Consider the following 18,794-nt stretch of genomic DNA (forward strand, 5'->3'; position numbering starts at 1 on the left):
TCGGGCGCTGCCCGGGCCGGGATTCCTCGTTCGGCGGGTGCGACGGTGGGGCGGGCCTCAGGCGGTCAGGGACTTCCACAGGGTGATCGGGCGGTCCTCGACCGTGACCTGGTCGCTGTGCCCGGGGCCGTCGGCGATGCAGATGATCCGGTACTTCTGCTGGTGGAACACCCAGAACAGGCTCAGCCCGTTGATGCGCTGCATGTCCGGCACGGCGAGGAACTCGTCCACGCGGGAGACGCCGGCCAGTGACTGCCACAGGGCGAGCGAACGGTCGCCGCGTTCGATGACGTCGTGGTGCGCGGAGCCGTCGGCGATCGAGATCAGCCGGTAGACCTGCTGACCCAGGGAGGAGTGGAAGAGCCAGTAGTGGCTCTTGCCGTTCTGGCGTTGCATGTCGGGCACCGGCAGGAAGGCGTCCACCTGCGTGATCCCGTTGAACGAGGCCCAGGCCGAGATCGGCCGGTCGGGCCGGTCGACGGCGGCCGCCGCCTCGGGGGCGAGCCCGGACTCCGCTCCGTCGGCGACCGAGATCAGCCGGTAGACCTGGCGGCCTTCCACGGTGTGGAACAGCCAGTACCGGCTCCGGCCGCCCACGCGCTGCTCGTCCGGCACCGGCAGGATCGCGTCCACCTTCGACACGCCGTCGTAGCACGGCCAGGTGGACAGGGGCCGGTCGGGGCGCTCGACGACGTCCTTGTGTTCGTCGCCGTCGGCGATGGAGAGGGTGCGGCAGACCGGTCCGTCGCCGCCGGTCCCGTAGGCCCAGTACCAGCTCTTGCCCTGCTGCCGCTGACGGTCGGGGATGGGCAGGAAGGCGTCGGTGGGCCGGACCGTGTCCGGGAGCCTGTCGGTGAGGCGGCCCTCGCCCAGCAGCCGCAGCGTGGTGAGCGAGGGGACGAAGGCGTAGACCGAGCCCTCGGTGGTGACGAACTGGTGGAAGCCCAGCCCGGTCGTCGCGGCGGGGGTCTCGAAGGAGACCTCGCCCGTGGGGCCGACCATCGGGTCGGGGCCGGGCTCCGCGGGGCGGTTCGGCGGGAAGTCGACGTTGTTGATCCAGCTCTTCTGGATGAACTCGAACTGCTCGACCAGGTCGGACTGGTAGCAGACGAAGAGCAGCCCGCGCGGATGGTCGGGGCCGCCGGGGCCGTCCGAGGCCGGGTCGAAGGGCGCGCCGTAGGGGGCGCCGCGGCGGATGATCCGGCGCCGGTCCATGACCGGGTTCTCGGGGAAGGGGTCGGTGCCGGGCCTCTCCTGGAGGCCGTCCCGGGGGTTGGTCTTGCGCAGGTGGGAGAAGAGCGGGGTGGTGAACCCCTCCGGGTCGTTGCGGTAGCCGAAGTCGTTGTCCTGACCCGCGAGGGCGTTGTCCGGCATGTCGGCGTGCGGGCACTTGGCCACGGGAGTGCCCGAGCGCCAGCGGCCCACCAGCCGGGCGGCCAGCCATTCGGCGGTCGCCTCGTCCGGCACCACCTTGGCCTTCCTGAGGACCTTCAGCCGCGCGGTGACCTGGGCCCACCAGCCCGGCACGTCCTGACCGAGCCGGCGCACCACCTGGAAGCTGCCGTTGTTCGCCCACTCGGGCATCTCGTCGTACGGGATCCCGCCGACCCGGTCGTGTCCGATGACGAACTCGCCGGGCGGGATCAGCCGGGTGCCCGGGTGGTCCTTGACGTACTCCGGCTGCTTCGGGTCGGGCTCGTCGAAGCCGATGACCCCCGGCTCGCTGACCCCGTCCTTGAAGCCGAAGTGCTCCTTTCCGCGGCGGGTGCCCGGCAGCGTGGCGCCGTTCTGCTGGAAGACGATCACGATCTTGGCCTGTGCGGCCGCCTCGCGCTGGGCGGTCAACGCGTCCTGGAGCCCCTCGGCGGTGTCGGAGGCGACGGTGATCACGGCGTGCACGGTCTGGCCCTTGCCGTCCCCGAACAGCCAGTTCTCGGGTGAGCTGTCGCCCGTGTCGCCCAGCGAGCGTTTGTGGGACCCCTCCTTGAACGCCTCCAGGGTGCCGCCCTTCGGCACCGAGGGCAGGGGGTCCTTGCCGCCGATGAGGACCTTCAGGCCCTCGTAGGTGAGGCTGACGTTCGTCCAGGTGGCCTTCAGCGTCTGCGGGTCGTCGCCGCCGGTGGCCTGTCTGGCCTTGCTGAACGCCGTGTTGAAGGTGGCCACCTGTCGGGTGGTGGAGATCTGGGGGGCGAGTCGTTTCACCCAGGTGCGCGCCCGCGCGGGGTCCTCGAACTTGAGGAAGAGCAACGCCATGCGGTCCTTCTTGAAGCCCGCGATCACATCGCCCTGAATGTCGTCGCTCTGGCGCAGCTTGAGAGCTTCCGTCACGCTTCCTCCTTGCCATTCGCATATGCCGTTGAATCGTCACGATAATTGCGAAACTACGCTATGTGATCAAGGTGGAAGTCGGGGCATTCCCGGGGTGGCCGCTTCGTGCTCCTGTGGCGTAGTGCAGAACCCTTGTCTGGTAAGGGCTTTGACTCGCTTGGCCGTCGGATGATCACCCGCCTGCCCGGCATGGCGCGACAGTTACTGTTCGACGAGCGAACACTGAGGGTAATCATTTTCCCGTGTCGTGCGCCCGCACCGCATTCCTTCGTCATGTGCCCATGTCATGTGCCCACCGCCGAGGCGACGGCACGACCGAACCGATGACACGACGCGGTCACGACCCCACCGCAGCGCGCCCCGCCCTCTCTCGCAAGGAGCCCCATGTCCCCCAGGAACCTGCCCGGCCCGTCGTCCAGACGGATGCTGTACGCGGCGATCTCCGTGTGCGCCGCCTCCGCGCTGACGCTCACCGGGCTGTCGTCCGGCCCGGCCGCCGCCCACGGACACGACGGTGACGCCCACTCGGCCGACCGGGCGCAGGCCGACCCGGACGAGGCGAAGGTCATCGGCAAGGAGCACGCCGAGGAACACGCCATGACCAGGAAGGCCCTCAAGGCCGTCGGCGATTACCCGCAGACCACCCGCACCGAGCGGCTCAAGGCGCTCGCCGCCTCCCAGGCCAAGGTCAACGCGGACTTCGACGCGCTGGACGCCGGCAGGTTCCGGGAGTACTTCCAGTCCCCGGACTTCGCCGCGCACATCGCCATGCTGCCCACCGGCAAGGTGCTGCTGTTCTCCTTCGAGCGCATCGAGACCAACCCCCAGAAGGAACCGGCCCCGACCGACACCATCGGCAAGGAGAACGCCGGCCGCGCCTACCTGTGGGATCCGGCCAAGGGCACAGGACCGGACTCGTTCACCAAGGTCACACCGCCCGTGATCAACATGCCGGACGGGCTCAACCAGCCCCGCCCGGCGCCGTTCTTCTGCGCCGGCCACTCCTACCTGCCCAACGGGATGCTCGGCGTCTTCGGCGGCAACCTCGGTGGCAACGGCGGTTCCGGCGCCAAGCTCTCCCTCGTCTTCGACCCCTGGGAGGAGAAGTGGTACCTGAACCAGGACATGGCGGTCGGCCGGTGGTACCCGACGGTGGTGACCGGCGCGGACGGACGGCAGCTGATCATGTCCGGCCAGTCGGAGCTCGGCTGGGGCACCCCCACCGAGATCGTCGAGCGCTTCCCCGCCCTGAACAAGCCCGTGCCCACGGCCAGGACGGACAAGCCTGAGGGCTGGTCGGTGGAACGGTTCAAGGCCGACGCCCCGTTCAAGCGGGACTACCCGCACCTGTTCTCCCTGCGTGACGGCAAGGTCTACGGCCTGGGCCGGGACCCCGAGCAGCAGTGGCTGTTCGACCCCGTCGCGGAGACCCGCAAGGACCTGGCGCCCCGCCCGGACAACATGCCGCGCAACTACGGATCCGCCGTGCCGCTGCCCGCCGGCTTCCGGGGCCCCGACTCGGTGCTGGTCCTCGGCGGGGACCGCAACGACCCGAACACCTACCAGCTGGTCGGCGGCAAGTGGAGCAAGGAGAAGGCGAGAGCCTTCGGCCGCACCCAGGACGACACCCTGCTCATGCCGGACGGGACCCTGATGACCGTCAACGGCGCCTTCGACATCCGTGACTACGGCAACGGCCCGTACAACCCCAACTCGGACCTGAAGTACCGCCAGATCGAACTGCGCGACGAGAACGGCAACTGGAAGCTCGGCCCGGCCCAGCGGCTGCCGCGCGGCTACCATTCCAACGCCGTGGTGCTCCCGGACGGCCGGGTGATGGTCACCGGTGACGAACTCCAGCAGCTCGCCAACGACCCCGACATCACCGACGACATGAACGGCAGCATCGAGATCTACGAGCCGGCCTACCTCCAGCAGGGCGGCCGCCCCCACCTCGGTACCGTGTTCAACCCGTCCGTCGGGTACAACGACAAGATCACGGTGAGCAGCAACACCGCCTCCGAGGTGACCCGCGCGGTCCTGCTGGCGCCGACCACGGCGACCCACTCGGTCAACACCAGCCAGCGCCACCTCGACCTGCGGATCAAGAGCCGCAGCGGCAGCTTCCTCGAACTCCAGGCGCCGCCGTCGGCCAACGCCGCCCCTCCCGGCTACTACATGCTCTTCCTCCTGAACGAGGAGGGCGTGCCCAGCACCGCCGGCTGGGTCCAGATCAAGCCGGCCTCGGGCGGCCAGACCTCGAAGGCGAAGCCCTCGAAGGCGAAGCGGTGACCACCCGACCCTGAGGGGCCTGCCGCGCGTCCCGCCGGAGCCCGGCTCGGAACACGTCCGAGCCGGGCTCCTTCCGAGCGCCCACCCGACGCGACAGCCGGACGCCCGACCTGCCGTGAGTCCTAAGTCACCACCAACACCCACCGCAAAGGCTTCGTAAGCTGACAGGTCCTCATGAACGATCGAGGCTCACAGCAGAGAAACCAACTAACCTCCAACGATTCGGTCGTTCCCGATCTGTTGGACGTGAGAGACGGGGAAGCTTTTGTTCCGCCGATTAATCGCCGCGGTGGCGGTGATGGCCGGGCTGACAGCGTCAGTTGTCGTTCCGGCCGCCGCCACCGACTTCCCGGCGGCCACCACGACCTTGATCTCCTGGAACATGCAGGGGTCCAACAACGAGGCGGTGACCGGCAGCAAGTGGACCAACACGGTCAAGTTGTTGGCGATGGACTCGCCGATCGTGATGATTCAGGAGGCCGGCCCGGAACCGCCTCCGGGCAGCACCGAACAGCCCAGCCAGACCTTCACCACGACCGACAGCCAGGGCGTCACGCATCAGCACACCCTGCTGCGCCACACCTGGGTCGTCGGCAGCAGTTCCCATGCCATCCCGACCCGTGAGGTCTACTTCCTGCAGACCGACGACGACGCGCAGAACCCGCGCCGAATCGGCGGCCGGGTCAACATCGCGCTCGTCCTGGCCGAGGGGCCCGACGAGCTGCTTGTTGTCGGTAACCCGGTCGACGCCGGCCGGAACGCGCTCGGTGCGCGGTTCGGCAACGAGTGGTACTTCACCGTGCACGGCCTGTCCGGCGGTGGCGGTGACTCCGCGGCGCTGGTGGATGCCATCGACGACCAGATCGATCTCCTTGAGATCCGGCGTGGCGTCTCCTACCACGTGACGATCGGTGGCGACTTCAACGTCGACCCGGCGATCCTCGGCGACCGGAGGCACTTCCCGCCGAACATGCGGATCAACAGCTCGGGTCAGGCGACCCACCAGAGGGGTGGTGAGCTGGACTACTTCGTCACCACCCACACCGACCGCGCGCTGCCGGTCACGGTCCGGTCCGAGGGCGACTCCGACCACCGACCGGTCCAGTCCGGCCGGCTCGCCGCGGCCGGCGCCGACCCGTCGCCCAGCCCCAGCCCGTCGCCCAGCGCCCACCCGGTGATCGACGAACTCCGGGTGATGCCGACCGGTGACGGGATCACGGCCGGTGTGCACAGCACCGACGACGGTGGCTTCCGGGACTACCTGCACGGCATCGTGAAGGGTCTGACCACCATTGTGGTGGTCGGTGGCGCGACGGTGGCCACTGCCCTCTTCAAACGCACGGACTTCGTCGGCGAGCAGAAGAACGGCAAGCGCGGCGACCCCGACCACATGGGGTTCGACGGCAAGGGCATCGACGACATCAAGGCCCAGTCGGTCCCCGCGCTGAAGACGCTGCGGCCGAACATGATGACCCTGGTCGCGGGCACGGCCGACCTGGCCGGCGGCGCCGACGGTACGGCGACGGCCGGGAAGATGAAGAGCTTCCTGGACGCGATCCACCGGGCCTCGCCGACGACCACGGTCCTGCTCGGGACCCTGCCGCCGTCGACGAACCCGACGTACCAGGCCCGGATCGACGCCTACAACAGCGCGCTCCGCACGATCGCCCAGGCCAAGATCAAGGACGGCGTACGGCTGGTGCTGGTCGATCTGGGCTCGGTCACCCCGCAGGACGTCACCCACGAGATCTACCCGACCGACGCCGGCCACCAGAAGATCGCGAAGGCCTTCGGCGAAGGCACCCAGATCGCGGTCCAGCAGCGCATGATCAGCGGCCGCTCGTACGTCTGGGAGCCGATCGGCAAGATCCGGGACGCCGCCACGACCGGTTCGAAGATCGGGTTCCCCGACCTGAACGGCGACGGCAAGGCCGACTACGCGGTGGTCGGTACGGACGGCAAGGTCACCGGCTGGCGCAACGACGACCCGCGCAAGGACGCGGTCCCGCTGGGTGACATCAGCCCGGCCGACCGCGGGAACAACCCGGAGCTGGTCCACTTCGCCGACCTGGACGGTGACGGCAAGGACGACTACATCCGGATCCTGCCGGCGGCCGACTCGCCGACCGGCGTCATGGCGATGCGGATGTCGCGGAACACCAGCAGCGGCGTCGGGGTCAGATGGGACAGCGCGACGATCGTCGCGAACAACCTCGGCTACCCGCCGGAGCTGTACTTCACCGACCTCGACGGTGACGGCCGCGACGACCTGATCACGGTGGACCGGATGGGCTTCCCGACCGCCTGGCAGAACAAGGGCACGGGAATGCCGACCCCGGGCGGCTGGAACAAGGTCGAGGGCTTCGCCACTCCGGGGGAGGCGCGCGGCGCGCAGGTCGCCTTCGCCGACATCACCGGTGACGGCAAGTCCGACACGGTCCGGGTCGAGTTCACCACCGGCGAGGTCCGGGCCTGGGAGAACACCGGCGCTCCGTGGAACGTCACCGCCGGCTGGAAGTCGCTGGGCGTGATCCGCGCCGACGATCCGTTCCAGGGCACCTACGGGACCTTCGCCGACCTGAACGGCGACGGGATCAAGGACTTCGCCCTGACCCGCACCGCTACGACGGCGAAGACTGCCAAGACCGCCGTCAGGGCGGCCGTGGCGAGCGCTGCCGGTGACATCGAGGGCTGGCTGGTGCCGAGCTACGGCGACAACAGCCGCAGCGACGGCGGTGCCGGTGATCTCGGTGTCAACGGTGGTGTCGGCGACCCGATGGAGTCGCACCCCGGTGGCGACGACGGTGGTCCGCGTCCGGACGCGTCCGGCGACTGCCGGCCGGACGGTCTGGCGACCACGCCGGGCGTGGCGACGCCGTACTGCAAGGTCTACCAGAGTGACGGCCGGGAATGGCTCGGCCAGGGCCGGGGCCGCCGGGTCGTGGGCTACTTCAACGGTGGCCGCACGGGCGCCGACGGCACGCCGCACTACCTGGTGAAGAACATCCCGTGGTCGAAGGTGACCCACCTCAACTACGCGTTCGCGTCGGTGCAGAACAACCAGATCGTGGTCGACTCGAACGCCACCCGGAAGGAGTGGCCCGGCGAGGCCGGCGCCGAGATGGATCCCTCGTTGCCCTACAAGGGGCACTTCAACCTGCTGACGAAGTACAAACGCCTGCACCCGAGGGTGAAGACGCTGATCTCGGTCGGTGGCTGGGCCGGTTCCGGCGGCTTCTACGCGATGACCACCAACGCCGACGGCTCGGTCAACCAGGGCGGGATCGACACCTTCTCGAACTCGGTGGTGGGCTTCCTGCGGACCTACGGGTTCGACGGGGTCGACATCGACTTCGAGTACCCCACGGTCCTCGAGGACACCGGCAACCCGACCGACTGGGCGGTGTCGAACCCGCGTCGCAAGGGCCTGCCCACGACGTACGCCGCGTTGATGAAGACGCTGCGGGACACGCTGAACCGGGCTTCGGTCGCGGACAACAAGTACTACCTGCTCACCTCGGCGTCGACGGCCTCCGGCTACCTGACCCGCGGGATGGCGAACCAGACCGCGCTGGACCACCAGGACTTCACCAACCTGATGGCCTACGACTACCACGGCACCTGGAACGAGGTCGTGGGTCCGAACGCGGCGCTGTTCGACGACGGCAAGGACCCGGAACTGGCCGACCAGTACGCCACTCCGGAGTACGGGAAGCTCGGGTACTTCAACACCAGTTGGGCGATGAAGTACATGCGTGGCGCGATGCAGGCCGGGCGCGTCAACATCGGTGTGCCCTACTACACGCGCGGCTGGCAGAACGTCACCGGCGGTACGAACGGTCTGTGGGGCACGTCGCAGAAGCCGAGCGGCTGCCAGCCGGGTACGGGCGTCAAGCGGCCGTGCGGTGACGGCGCCTTCGGCATCGACAACATCTGGCACGACGAGACCGGCAACGGCAGCGAGCTCGGCTCCGGGACGAACCCGCTGTGGCACACCAAGAACCTGGAGAAGAACATCACGCCGGTCTACGCCCGCAGCGTCGGGCTGAAGCCGGACACCGACATCACCGACCGGCGCACGGGCCGGTACACCCGGTACTGGGACGACACCACCAAGACCTCGTGGCTGTGGAACGCCGAGAAGAAGGTGTTCCTGTCGACCGAGGACGAGCAGGGCATCGACGCGGTCACCGATCTGGTCAAGTCGACCGGCGCGGGCGGCGTGATGATGTGGGAGCTCGGCGGCGACTACTCCTGCCCGGCGGACGTCCAGCCGGACACCCCGTGCGGGATGGGGTACACGCTGACCACCCGGCTGAACGAGAAGCTGGGCAACATCGGCGCCTACGACAACAGTCTGCGTACCGGCAGCAGTGGTGTCGCGCCGACGGTGACCGCCAACCTGAGCGTCGAGATGGTCAACTACCCGACCGCCACGGCGAACCTGTGGCCGTTGCAGCCGACCGTCCGGATCACCAACAACACCGGGCGCACGCTCGGCGGTGGCAAGGACACGAAGCTGTCGTTCGACATTCCGGCCTCGACGTCATGGCTGGTCAAGGACGGCAACTGGCAGACCCATGCCCAAGGCGGCCAGTGGAAACTGGAGCCCGGTGTGACGCTCCACCGGATCAGCACGACGCTGGACTACTGCCAGATCATCCCGGCCGGGAAGTCGCTCGACCTGCCGATCATCTACTACCTCCCGATCACCGGTCCGGTGAACACGAGTCTGTCGATCGGCGGTACGGCGTACGCGCCGGCGACCGACAACCTCAAGGGACTCGGTGCGGCGACCCCGCCGGCCGGTGGCTGCAGTGCAGGGAGCTGGGACGCGACCAAGGTCTACTCCCCGGCGAGCCAGCCGATCGAGCAGACCACGGTCAAGTACAACGGCAAGGTCTGGAAGGCCAAGTGGGAGACGAAGGGCAGTGCCCCGGGCACCGGGGCCGACGCCGACCACGAGCCCTGGAAGCTGATCGGCACCGCCGGCTGAGCGTTCCCGGCCACCCGGCCTGACGCTCCACGCCTTGATCAAATAAATGGAGAGTGCTTCTGACCCGAGACGACGGGACTCGCCCAAGGCCCTGTCGGCTGCGCGGAAGGAAGCACTCTCCAGGTGAGCGAGCGCATCGGGTCGTACCCGCGTGTTCGGCCGGGTGGCGTCCGTCAGGTCAGGCAGCTTCCGTCACGGTCTTCTGCATCCGATCAGCCACGGTCCCGAGCCCGCGAGGTACGAGCACCGCCGGCCCGGCGCGGGTTCAGTCGCCGACGCGCGTGTAGGTGAGGAACACCGCGCCGCCCTTGAGGACGGTGTGGTCCTCGAGGGCCCAGGCGCGCGGGTCGAAGGCGGCCTTTCGGGAGAACAGCGGGATCCCGTCGCCCACCGTCACCGGGCCGACCTTCAGGATCAGGGTGTCGATCTCGGCGTACAGGGAGCCCGCGAGCTCGGCGCCGCCGAGCAGCCAGATGTCCTTGCCGTCCTGCCGCTTGAGCTCGCGCACGGTCGCCACCGGGTCGTCGGCGACCAGTTCGACGGCCGGGGCCGGGCTCTCCGTCAGGGTCCGGGAGAACACCAGGTGGCGCAGGTGGGGGTAGGCGTCGGGGATTCCGGCCGCGAGACCGATCTCGTAGCTGCGCCGCCCCTCGAGAACGGTGTCGAAGTGCGTGCCCTCCGCCGTCACGGACAGCGCCTGCCGGGCCTGGACGGGCAGCGTCTCGGGGTACTCGGCCACGAGATGCTCTATGTAGTCCGCCGATATGGGCCAGAAACCGTCGGGACCGGTGGGGTCGCCGCCGTCGGGGCCGGCGATGAAGCCGTCGAGGGTGGTGGCGATGTAGTGGACGAGTTTGCGCATGCGGGTTCCTTCCGCTCGTTACGACGTCACGGCGCGGCCCGTGGCCACCGGAGGACGTGCCCGGGGCGCGGGGCCACCGAATGATCATGGCATCCGGCGAAGGCATGGGTGCCGTGTCACCGAATTTCATGAACTCTCGCCGTACCGTGCGTACTTCGCCCTGCCGCGTGGTGTGCGGCACGAGGCCCGGACATCCGGGTCCCGGAGCAGAGCCGGAGGAGGCCCTAGCCTCCCATGGTGACCAGACGCCGCCAGCGGGGTTGCTCGGCGATCAGGCTGGCGGCGGCCAGTACCGTCGCGGTGACGGCGGCCCACGTCGGCCAGACCGCCCAGGAGGAGACGACGGCCGCGACCAGGTGGAGCAGCATCACGGCGACGACCACCGCACCAGGGACGGGCACGAGGATCTTCTCCCGCTCCATACCCTGGTCGCCCGGCGTGGCGAGGACGGCCACCAGGACGAGCAGCAGGACCACGGACACCACGGCGAGCGGCACGGAATGCGGCGCGAGGGCCCAGGGGGTGGCGATCCAGGCGACGAGCATGCTGAGAAAGCGGAGCGGGTCCGCCAGACTTGTCACGCGCCGACCCTCTCACAGCGCATGGCGGTGCGGGCCGGTTCCGGGCAGAGGACCGGCGGGACCGGACACGCGGACACCACGGTCCCGGATCCGGCCCGCCGAGGCCAAGGGACCGTGCCGCGACCGGACTTGCCACGGCATGCGCTCACACGAACCCGTAAGGTCGCACGGCGTGGAGTTCTTACAGAGGAAGACCGGCTCGTCCAAAAGCGCCGGGCTCGGCATTTCGCGGGCGCAGGCGGCGGTCTTCGGCCGCTTCCTGGACCAGCTCGCGAGGGGTGAGTACGAAGAGGTGGAGGCCCGGGCCCAGGCTCTCGCGGCCCGGCCGCGGCGCGTTTGGGACCGGCGTCCCGAGGCGGTGTGGATGGCGAGGACGTTCGTTCTCTCGGTCGCGGTGCTGCATGGGCGCAGAGAGCATGTGATGCCCGAACTGGATGCTCTGGCAGAGGAGTTGGAGCACACGAGTGGCGGCAATCGGGCCATACTGCTGGCGGTGAGGCTCAGTCGCGCGGTCGTTCTCCTCGGTGAGGAGCGGTACGGGAAGGCGGAGTCCGAGGCCGACGGCATCCTGCGGGAGACGGCCCGCCTGGCACACCTCATCCGGGTCGCGGACATCGAGCTGGCCGCTCTGGCGTGCCTGGCGGAAGCCCTGTGCGGACAGGGCCGGTTCGAGGAGGCGGAGGCGGTCGCGCGCGGCAATCTCCCCCGTGCGACCGGGAACAGAGCCGCCTCCTTGCGGTGTCTGCTGGTGTGGAGCCTGAACGGGCAGGGCCGGTACGAGGAGGCGCTCGCCGAGGCCCGACAGCCGATGCCGTCCGTGCCCCGGGCCGGGAGCGGGCGGCCGGCCATCGTCACCGCCACGGCCCTGTACGGCCTGGGCCGCAGGGAGGAAGCCGAAATGACGGCTCGTCAGGCGCTGGACGAGTGCGAGCGGTTCCTCCATCCCGCCCATCCCCGCCTCCGTGAGGCACGGGAGTTGCTGGCCCGTCTCACCGCCGGGGACGCTCCTCCCGGGACACCGGACGCGGACGCCGGGACTTCGTAGGAGGCCGGTCGGGGAGGTGTGCCCCGGCCGGCAGGCTCAGCTCCGGCCGATCCGGTCGGCGGCGAACCGTGCCCCCTGCTCCACACTGCCGTTGAGGTGATAGGTCAGGTGCGCGGCGGTGTTGCGGCCGTTGCCGCAGACCGGGTCGCCGGTGTTGCAGAACTCCTTGGCCTTGGCGCCGAACGGGCTGCCGGACGAGGCGATGGTGCGGCCCGACAGCCGCAGGGGGTTGCCGAACACGACGACCGCCTTCACGCGGGTGGCGAGCCCCGCGGGGATGGCGCGACCGGTGCCCAGCCGCGTCGGTATCCCCAGGGCGATGTCGGTGACGCTGCCTCCCTGCGAGTAACCGCCCAGCACGAACGACGTGTCGGGGCAGTTGGCCGCGGTTGCCCTGACGCGGTCCGTCATGTCCGTGGCGCCGGGTCCGGCACTCGTCTGGGAGAAGTTCGCCGCGTAGTCGACGGCGTACGACGACACGGTCCTGCCCGGGAGGGCACTCTTGATGTTCCTCACGAGCGGGGCTCCCGTGATGCCGAGCCCCGGGGCCTCTCCGGTGCCGCGGGCGAAGACGACCTCGACGTCGGAGCACGGGGCCGCGGACGCCATGGAGGGCAGCAGGGTGAGGCCGGCCGCGCCGAGGGCGCCGACGCCTGCGAGGGACACGAGAGTGAGACGACGCCGTGACGCATGACGGGACATGGGGTTCCTCTTTCTCGAGCGGTGGTACGAGCGCTCGTGACGGGGTCCGTCGGTGAGCACCACAGCACCGTAGGAAGCGGCGCGCCCCACGCGTATCGGTGGAATCACCGGTCGGCCACCGGTGCGGTCCTGGTGGACGGACGGCCGGCGGCGCCCGGTGAGGGAACCCGTGCCGCCGGTCGTTCGTTGGCATCGGCACGGCAAGAGCACAGAGAACGGTGGTGCGCGTGGGGCATGAGGCGACCGGCACTGAACCCGGCCGGCAGGAGGTTCCCGCTGCGCGAGCCGAGCAACCGCCGCCCGCACAGGAGGAGATGGCGCTCGGCCTGCGGCTGCTGCGCGACGGCCCCGTCTCCGACGCCCACAACCTTCTCCTCCTCGCCTCCAGGGCCCTGCGGACGACGGACGCGGCCCGCTCGCGCGAGGCGGCCGTCCACGCTTCCCTGGCGGCATGGTCGGGAGGTGACCGCGACGGCTACCTCACGGCGCTCGACGCGTTGTGCCCTCCGGCCGTAGCCCCCGACGGGGGACGGTCCGGGGAAGCCGGGAACGACCCGGTCGAGGTCTTCTGGCGTGCTTACCGAGACGGCATGCACAGCACCCTGCACGGCGACTTCGAACGCGCGAACGCGCTGCTCGGCCCCGTACTGAACGTACTGCGGGCGCAGCAGGACGCCTCCCGCCTCCTGTCCGCGGGCACGATCGCGCTCATGCTGGGCGACCTCGCGGCGGCACGGCAGGTCCTCGGTCTCGCGCTGGCCACCGCCCGCTCCGAGGCGACGCCGACGATCCTTCCCCGCGTCCTGGAACACCTCGCCTACGCCGAACTGCGCGAGGGCAGGTACCACCAGGCCCGTGTGCACGCGGAGGCCGGTCTGGAGGCCTCCGCGGAGCACCCGCAGAGCAACGTGACGGCCGGCCTGTCCGCGGTCCTGGCCCTGGCCGCCTCCATCGCGGGCGACCCGGCCGCGGTCGCCACGCACGCGCGGTCGGCCCTGCACGTCGCCCACGCCCACGGACTCGGCCAGGCGAGAACGCTGGCCGAATGGGCCAGGGCCCGCGCCGACCTGGGCCACGGCAACGCCGAACACGCCGCCGCGCGGCTGGCCCCGCTCGTCCGGACGGGGCCGCGGCAGGGCCATTTCGGTCTGTGGATGATGGCGGTCCCCTGTTACGTCGAGGCCGCGGTCCTCGCCGGTCACGACGTGGACACGGACGTCGAACCCCTCATCGACCAGTACGCGCGGTGGGCTTCGCGGGGCGCGGACCCGCAGGCGCCCGCGGTCGTCCTGCGCTGCCGGGCCCTGGTGGCGGGCGACGAACACAGCGAGGACCTCTTCACCGGGGCCCTGGCCCGGCACGAGAAGGTCGACAGCCCCTACGAGCACGCCCGGACCCACCTCGCGTACGGGATGTGGCTGCGGCGCCGGCGCCGTCCCGTCGAGGCGCGCACCCAACTGCGCAGCGCCGTCATGGGGTTCGACCAATGCGGTGCCGACGTGTGGACAGGGCAGGCCGACGCCGAGCTCAGGGCGGCGGGAGAGACGCCCACCGCCGTGCCCTCCGCCCGGTCCGGGGCGGGGCCGCTGCCGCCGCTCACCCCGCAGCAGTTGCGCATCGCCCGGTCGGTGGCCCAGGGCGCCACCAACAGTGAGGTGGCACGCCAGTTGTCGATCAGCACCCGTACCGTCGAGTACCACCTGCGCAACATCTTCACCCAGCTCGGGGTGCGCTCCCGGGTGGCCCTCGCCCGTCACCTCGATCCCGACGTCCCCCCTGCCCGTACCGGCGGACACCTCCCCTGACCGCGCCCTCGCGGGTTCGACGGGGGGAACCCTCCGTCGCGGTGGCTGTGTTCAACCCGTGCAGAATTGACGGGAGTTGTGGAAGACGACAAGAATACGGCTCACTTCGCTGTGTCTGAAGAGAGCGAAGTGACGCGAGTGACACAGGCGACCAAGGCTTCTTCGGCCGTGCCTTCATGGCATCCGCCCGTGTCGGCTGCTCGCACTCCGCCACCTCCCACACCTTGACCTTCACAGAGGCTCATCTTGTCGCGTTCGCAACAAACAAGGATTCTCGCCACCCTCGCCGCGACGGCTTTCGCCGGTGCCGTGGTTCCCCTCGTCGGCGCGGGGGCCGCCAGTGCCGCGACGTCCGGCGACTGCCAGTCCGCCACGGTCCAGTACCGCATCGTGGACGCGGACGGAAAGCCCGTGGGCGCGGACTGGTCCTCCCAGGGCGGGTTCCACCAGTGGGACGCCGTTCCCGGAACGGTGGAGGTCCGGCTGGCCCCGGGCCAGAGCGTCGGCGACGGCTGCAAGTACCCCGTCTCCCTCGCCGAGTACACCACCGAGGGGCCGAACTGGTTCGTCTCCGGTCACCAGAGCCTCGTCGACAAGGCCACCGTCTACCTCACCGCCGAGGACGTCGCCGGCTCGGACGACGCGAAGCGGACCTGGCAGAAGCTCGAGGTGCCGGCGCCCGACTGCTACGGCCAGATCGACCTGTACGGCGACGACGTCTCGTACGACGGGAAGACCGGGGAGGGGCACGGTCCCCTGCCCTACCAGCCCGACAACGTCAACACCCCGTACCACCTGATAGCCGCCTGGAACGGTGGCGAGGAGCCGTGCGCCCCCGCGACGCCGGACTCGCCCGCCACCCCGTCGGAGTCCGCCCCCGCCACGCCGGAGACCCCCGCCTCCAGCGAGCCGCCGGCCGACGAGACGACGAAGCCCGCCGAGCCCAAGCCGTCCAGCACGCCCACCACGACGTCGGACGTGCCCCCGCTGACGTCGACGCCGCCCGCCACCCCGGCGCCGGCGCCCAGCGACAGCACGCCGCCGCTGGCGGAGACCGGTGCGAGCGGCCCGATCGGCCCGATCGCCGCGGGCGCGGCCCTGGTGATCGTCGCCGGAGCCGGTGCGGTCGTCATGTCCCGCCGCGCGCGCCGCTCCTGACGAAGACCCCCGGGAGCACTCCCGTCCTCTAGGGCACACCGCCCGCTCCGCCCGCAGGCCCCCGCCACCCACCGGCACCGGCCCGCGGGCGGAGCCGTTCGGCCGGGAGCCGGGAGCCGGGAGCCGGGAGCCGGGAGCCGGGACCGCCGGGTCTGTCCGCGGTTTCGGGAGCCCTTTCAGGAGGGCCGGTAGATCCCCGCGGGATCGTCGTGCGCCCATCCCGCGTACTCCTCGAAGCCCAGGTTGCCGATGCTGAGATTCGCGTGGACGTCGTGGAGCCCCGCGGGGGTGGTGCGGAAACCACTCCCGAACTCGGTCAGTTGCTCGTAGTCCTCGTCGTCCGGGCACTCCTCCCGCGTCAGTGTGGTGACCGCCAGCAGGGGGCGGCTCCCGGACCGCATGGTCGTGCCGTCGGCGAGGAAGACGACGGCCAGGCGGTCGTCGTCGCGCACCGCCGTCAGTACCTCGTCGACGGTCGCCTCCGCCCAGGCGGGGTCGTCGACGAAATGGACGTGTGCCTCGTACGGCCCGTCTCCCCAGGGCTCCGTCAGGGCCGCCGTCACGTCCTGCCACGCCTCGTCGTCGTGATAGTCCGTTCTGACGACCAGGGCGGCGAACTCGTCGCGTCCGGTGACGGTGGGCAGCGCTCTCATGGGTCCTTCTCCTCGGCGACGACCGGTGGCCGGTCGGCGCACCGTGCCCGACTGTCTCATGCGCCGTCTTCGAGGACGCGGCTCCGTGGGAGCCCGGCGACCGGGACGCCGGGCGGTTCGAGTGTCGTCCGGGGCGCGTGACGCGTCCCACATGTTCCTCCCGTGCGTCCCGCGTACCAGCCACTTCGCTGGGTTCATGTGTGGTGACAGACCGTCAGGTTGCCCAATTCCCCATTTAGTACCCGGGGTTACACCTGCGGAGCCGAGCGGGCTTGCTATCGTGTTACTCGTTGGTAGCAATCCGTGGGGGGCTACGGGGAGCCGGTGCGAGCATCGCCGCCGATTCCCGGACGGATTGGTCGAGACGGACGTTCTGGCAAGGGGGCCAGGCGGACGCGCCATCCGCGCGTACTCATGACGCGGCCTTCGAACTACGGTCTTCCCGCTCACTCGTCCGAACAGGTGAGACTCGTCCTATGGCTCGTTCCCTGGTCGATCTGTTGACCATGCACGCCTGCCGGCAACCCGGCCGGACCGCGTACCGGTACCTCGTCACGGGGGACTGCGACGGGGAGATCCAGGAGATCTCCTACGGGCGGCTCGCCGAGCGGTCCCGGGCCGTGGCCGCCTGGCTCCAGGAGCGCGGCCTGGCCGGCTCCCGCGTGATGCTGCTGTACCCGCCCGGCATCGAGTTCATCTGCGGCTATCTCGGCTGTCTTTCGGCCGGGGCGGTCGCCGTACCGGGCCTGCCGCCGCACGGACGGTCCCAGAACCATCGCGCCCTGCTCCGCATGAAGCGCCTGATCGCCGACGCCGACGCCAAGGTGATCCTGGGCGGCCGCGAGGTGATCGCGGCCCTCGCCGCCCTGTCGGAAGACCTGCCCGAACTGGCCGACATCACCTGCGTCGCCACCGAGGACATCCCCGACGAGGCGGCCGGTTCCTGGCGCGAACCCGACCTCACCGCCGACTCGGTCGCCTTCCTCCAGTACACCTCCGGCTCCACCTCCGCCCCGCGCGGAGTGATGGTGACCCACGGGAACCTGCTGGACAACGAGCGGGTCATCACGGAGCGGATGGGGCACACCCCCGACGTCATCGAGGAGTACGACCACGAACTCTTCGTCAGCTGGCTGCCCGTCTACCACGACATGGGCCTCATCGGCCCTGTCCTGAACGCGGCCTACCTCGGTGTGACCGCCACCCTCTTCTCCCCGCTGCACTTCCTGCAGCGTCCCGAGCGCTGGCCGGCCGCCGTCAGCCGGTACCGTCCGCACACCAGCGGCGGCCCCAACTTCGCCTACGAACTGTGCCTGAAGCACGCCACGCCCGACCTCCTCGACGGCCTCGACCTGAGCCGGTGGAAGGTCGCCTTCAACGGCGCCGAACCCGTGCGGGCGGCTACCCTGCGCCGGTTCGCCGAGACCTTCGGCGCGGCCGGCTTCCGCCGGGAGGCCCTGTATCCGTGCTACGGCCTGGCCGAGGCCACGCTGATCGTCACCGGCGGATCGGTGCAGGCCCCGCCCGCACCGGCCACCGCCACCACCGACGGGGCCGGTCCGCACACCGGCCCGGCGAAGGCCACGCCGACGGACGCGGCGGCGGTCGGCTCCGGCCGGCCCGGCCCCGGTATCACCGTCGTGATCGCCGACCCCGAACGGCGGGAAGAACTCCCCGACGGAGAGGTCGGCGAGATCTGGGTCTCCGGCGCGAGCGTCGCCAAGGGGTACTGGCGCAACGCGCTCGCCACCCGGGAGACCTTCCGCGCCACCCTCGCGGGTCACGAGGGCCGCTTCCTGCGCACGGGAGACCTCGGATTCCTGCGGGACGGCGAACTCTTCGTCACCGGTCGTCTCAAGGACCTGATCGTCGTCGAGGGACGCAACCACTACCCGCAGGACCTGGAGCTGTCCGCCGAGATGTCCCACTGGGCGCTGCGGCCCGGCTGCACCGCCGCCTTCCCCGTGGACGACGGGGGCAAAGGCGAACTGCCCGTCCTCGTCGTCGAGACGGCACCGGAGGCGGCGGGCGAGTCCGAGAAGATCATCGACCTGATCCGCGGCGCGATCGGCGAGGCCCACGGCCTTCCGGTGCACGACGTCGTGCTCGTCCACCCCGGAACCATCCCCAAGACGTCCAGCGGGAAGATCCAGCGCCGCGCCTCCCGGGCGGCGTACCTCGACGGCACCCTCTCCCCGATCGGCGTGCCCGCGACGGAATGACGGTCCCGGCCGACCGCGTGCCCCCACACCACCGGCGGCTCGACGGCGGCCCGCGACAGATCCGTTCGGCGCGGCCTCAGGTCACGGGCCGTGGTCCGTCGGCGCCGCGCCCCGGTTCCGTCGGGGCCGTGGCCGCGCCCGCCGTGGATC

Annotated in this window: 11 protein-coding genes; 6 read left to right on the forward strand and 5 right to left on the reverse strand. The window is 70.4% G+C overall.

What is annotated here, in order from left to right:
- Positions 1-57 precede the first annotated feature (57 nt).
- Positions 58-2,328, reverse strand: coding sequence for a Dyp-type peroxidase (locus ACFW6B_RS31245; protein WP_386601267.1), 2,271 nt, complete (start codon positions 2,326-2,328; stop codon positions 58-60).
- Between the two features lie 384 nt (positions 2,329-2,712).
- Between ACFW6B_RS31245 and ACFW6B_RS31250 the strand changes: the two genes are divergently transcribed.
- Together ACFW6B_RS31250 and ACFW6B_RS31255 are read left to right on the forward strand one after the other, a co-directional pair.
- A complete protein-coding gene (locus ACFW6B_RS31250; RefSeq protein ID WP_386601269.1) occupies positions 2,713-4,620 on the forward strand; it encodes a galactose oxidase-like domain-containing protein in 1,908 nt (635 codons plus the stop codon).
- Between the two features lie 298 nt (positions 4,621-4,918).
- On the forward strand, positions 4,919-9,616 hold the full coding sequence (locus ACFW6B_RS31255; RefSeq protein WP_386601271.1) for a glycosyl hydrolase family 18 protein: 4,698 nt from the start codon (positions 4,919-4,921) through the stop codon (positions 9,614-9,616).
- Positions 9,617-9,881: 265 nt separating this feature from the next.
- Here the strand turns inward: ACFW6B_RS31255 and ACFW6B_RS31260 are convergent, their stop codons facing one another.
- Both ACFW6B_RS31260 and ACFW6B_RS31265 read right to left on the reverse strand, forming a co-directional pair.
- Positions 9,882-10,478 carry a dihydrofolate reductase family protein gene (locus ACFW6B_RS31260; RefSeq protein WP_386601272.1) on the reverse strand — a complete coding sequence of 199 codons (597 nt, stop codon included), beginning with the start codon at positions 10,476-10,478 and terminating at the stop codon, positions 9,882-9,884.
- Between the two features lie 224 nt (positions 10,479-10,702).
- Positions 10,703-11,059, reverse strand: coding sequence for a hypothetical protein (locus ACFW6B_RS31265; RefSeq protein WP_386601274.1), 357 nt, complete (start codon positions 11,057-11,059; stop codon positions 10,703-10,705).
- Between the two features lie 172 nt (positions 11,060-11,231).
- Here ACFW6B_RS31265 and ACFW6B_RS31270 point away from each other — a divergent pair, with 172 nt between their 5' ends.
- Complete coding sequence (locus ACFW6B_RS31270; protein WP_386601276.1) at positions 11,232-12,104, forward strand: hypothetical protein; 873 nt, start codon at positions 11,232-11,234, stop codon at positions 12,102-12,104.
- Positions 12,105-12,140: 36 nt separating this feature from the next.
- Here the strand turns inward: ACFW6B_RS31270 and ACFW6B_RS31275 are convergent, their stop codons facing one another.
- Positions 12,141-12,770, reverse strand: coding sequence for a cutinase family protein (locus ACFW6B_RS31275; protein ID WP_386601278.1), 630 nt, complete (start codon positions 12,768-12,770; stop codon positions 12,141-12,143).
- A 350-nt stretch (positions 12,771-13,120) separates the two neighbouring features.
- Between ACFW6B_RS31275 and ACFW6B_RS31280 the strand changes: the two genes are divergently transcribed.
- Together ACFW6B_RS31280 and ACFW6B_RS31285 are read left to right on the forward strand one after the other, a co-directional pair.
- Entirely contained in the window at positions 13,121-14,611 is a 1,491-nt protein-coding gene (locus tag ACFW6B_RS31280) for a LuxR C-terminal-related transcriptional regulator (protein WP_386601280.1), read from the forward strand.
- Between the two features lie 246 nt (positions 14,612-14,857).
- The gene (locus ACFW6B_RS31285; protein WP_386601282.1) at positions 14,858-15,769 is read left to right on the forward strand and encodes a hypothetical protein; all 912 of its coding nucleotides are present in this window, start codon (positions 14,858-14,860) and stop codon (positions 15,767-15,769) included.
- Positions 15,770-15,945: 176 nt separating this feature from the next.
- On the opposite strand, the gene ACFW6B_RS31290 is transcribed toward ACFW6B_RS31285, so the two are convergent.
- Positions 15,946-16,422 (reverse strand): DUF6924 domain-containing protein, encoded by a 477-nt coding sequence (locus ACFW6B_RS31290; protein WP_386601283.1) that lies wholly within the window; start codon positions 16,420-16,422, stop codon positions 15,946-15,948.
- A 476-nt stretch (positions 16,423-16,898) separates the two neighbouring features.
- Here ACFW6B_RS31290 and ACFW6B_RS31295 point away from each other — a divergent pair, with 476 nt between their 5' ends.
- Entirely contained in the window at positions 16,899-18,644 is a 1,746-nt protein-coding gene (locus tag ACFW6B_RS31295) for a fatty acyl-AMP ligase (RefSeq protein ID WP_386601286.1), read from the forward strand.
- The last annotated feature ends 150 nt before the right edge of the window (positions 18,645-18,794 follow it).

The organism is Streptomyces sp. NPDC058751 (assembly GCF_042746485.1).
Taxonomy (GTDB): domain Bacteria; phylum Actinomycetota; class Actinomycetes; order Streptomycetales; family Streptomycetaceae; genus Streptomyces.

What these genes read in the sequence shown, in the direction of transcription:
- ACFW6B_RS31250 (WP_386601269.1), top strand. Translation starts at nt 2,713, where the DNA reads ATGTCCCCCAGGAACCTGCCCGGCCCGTCGTCCAGACGGATGCTGTAC.
- ACFW6B_RS31255 (WP_386601271.1), top strand. Translation starts at nt 4,919, where the DNA reads ATGGCCGGGCTGACAGCGTCAGTTGTCGTTCCGGCCGCCGCCACCGAC.
- ACFW6B_RS31260 (WP_386601272.1), bottom strand. Translation starts at nt 10,478, where the DNA reads ATGCGCAAACTCGTCCACTACATCGCCACCACCCTCGACGGCTTCATC.
- ACFW6B_RS31280 (WP_386601280.1), top strand. Translation starts at nt 13,121, where the DNA reads ATGGCGCTCGGCCTGCGGCTGCTGCGCGACGGCCCCGTCTCCGACGCC.
- ACFW6B_RS31290 (WP_386601283.1), bottom strand. Translation starts at nt 16,422, where the DNA reads ATGAGAGCGCTGCCCACCGTCACCGGACGCGACGAGTTCGCCGCCCTG.
- ACFW6B_RS31295 (WP_386601286.1), top strand. Translation starts at nt 16,899, where the DNA reads ATGGCTCGTTCCCTGGTCGATCTGTTGACCATGCACGCCTGCCGGCAA.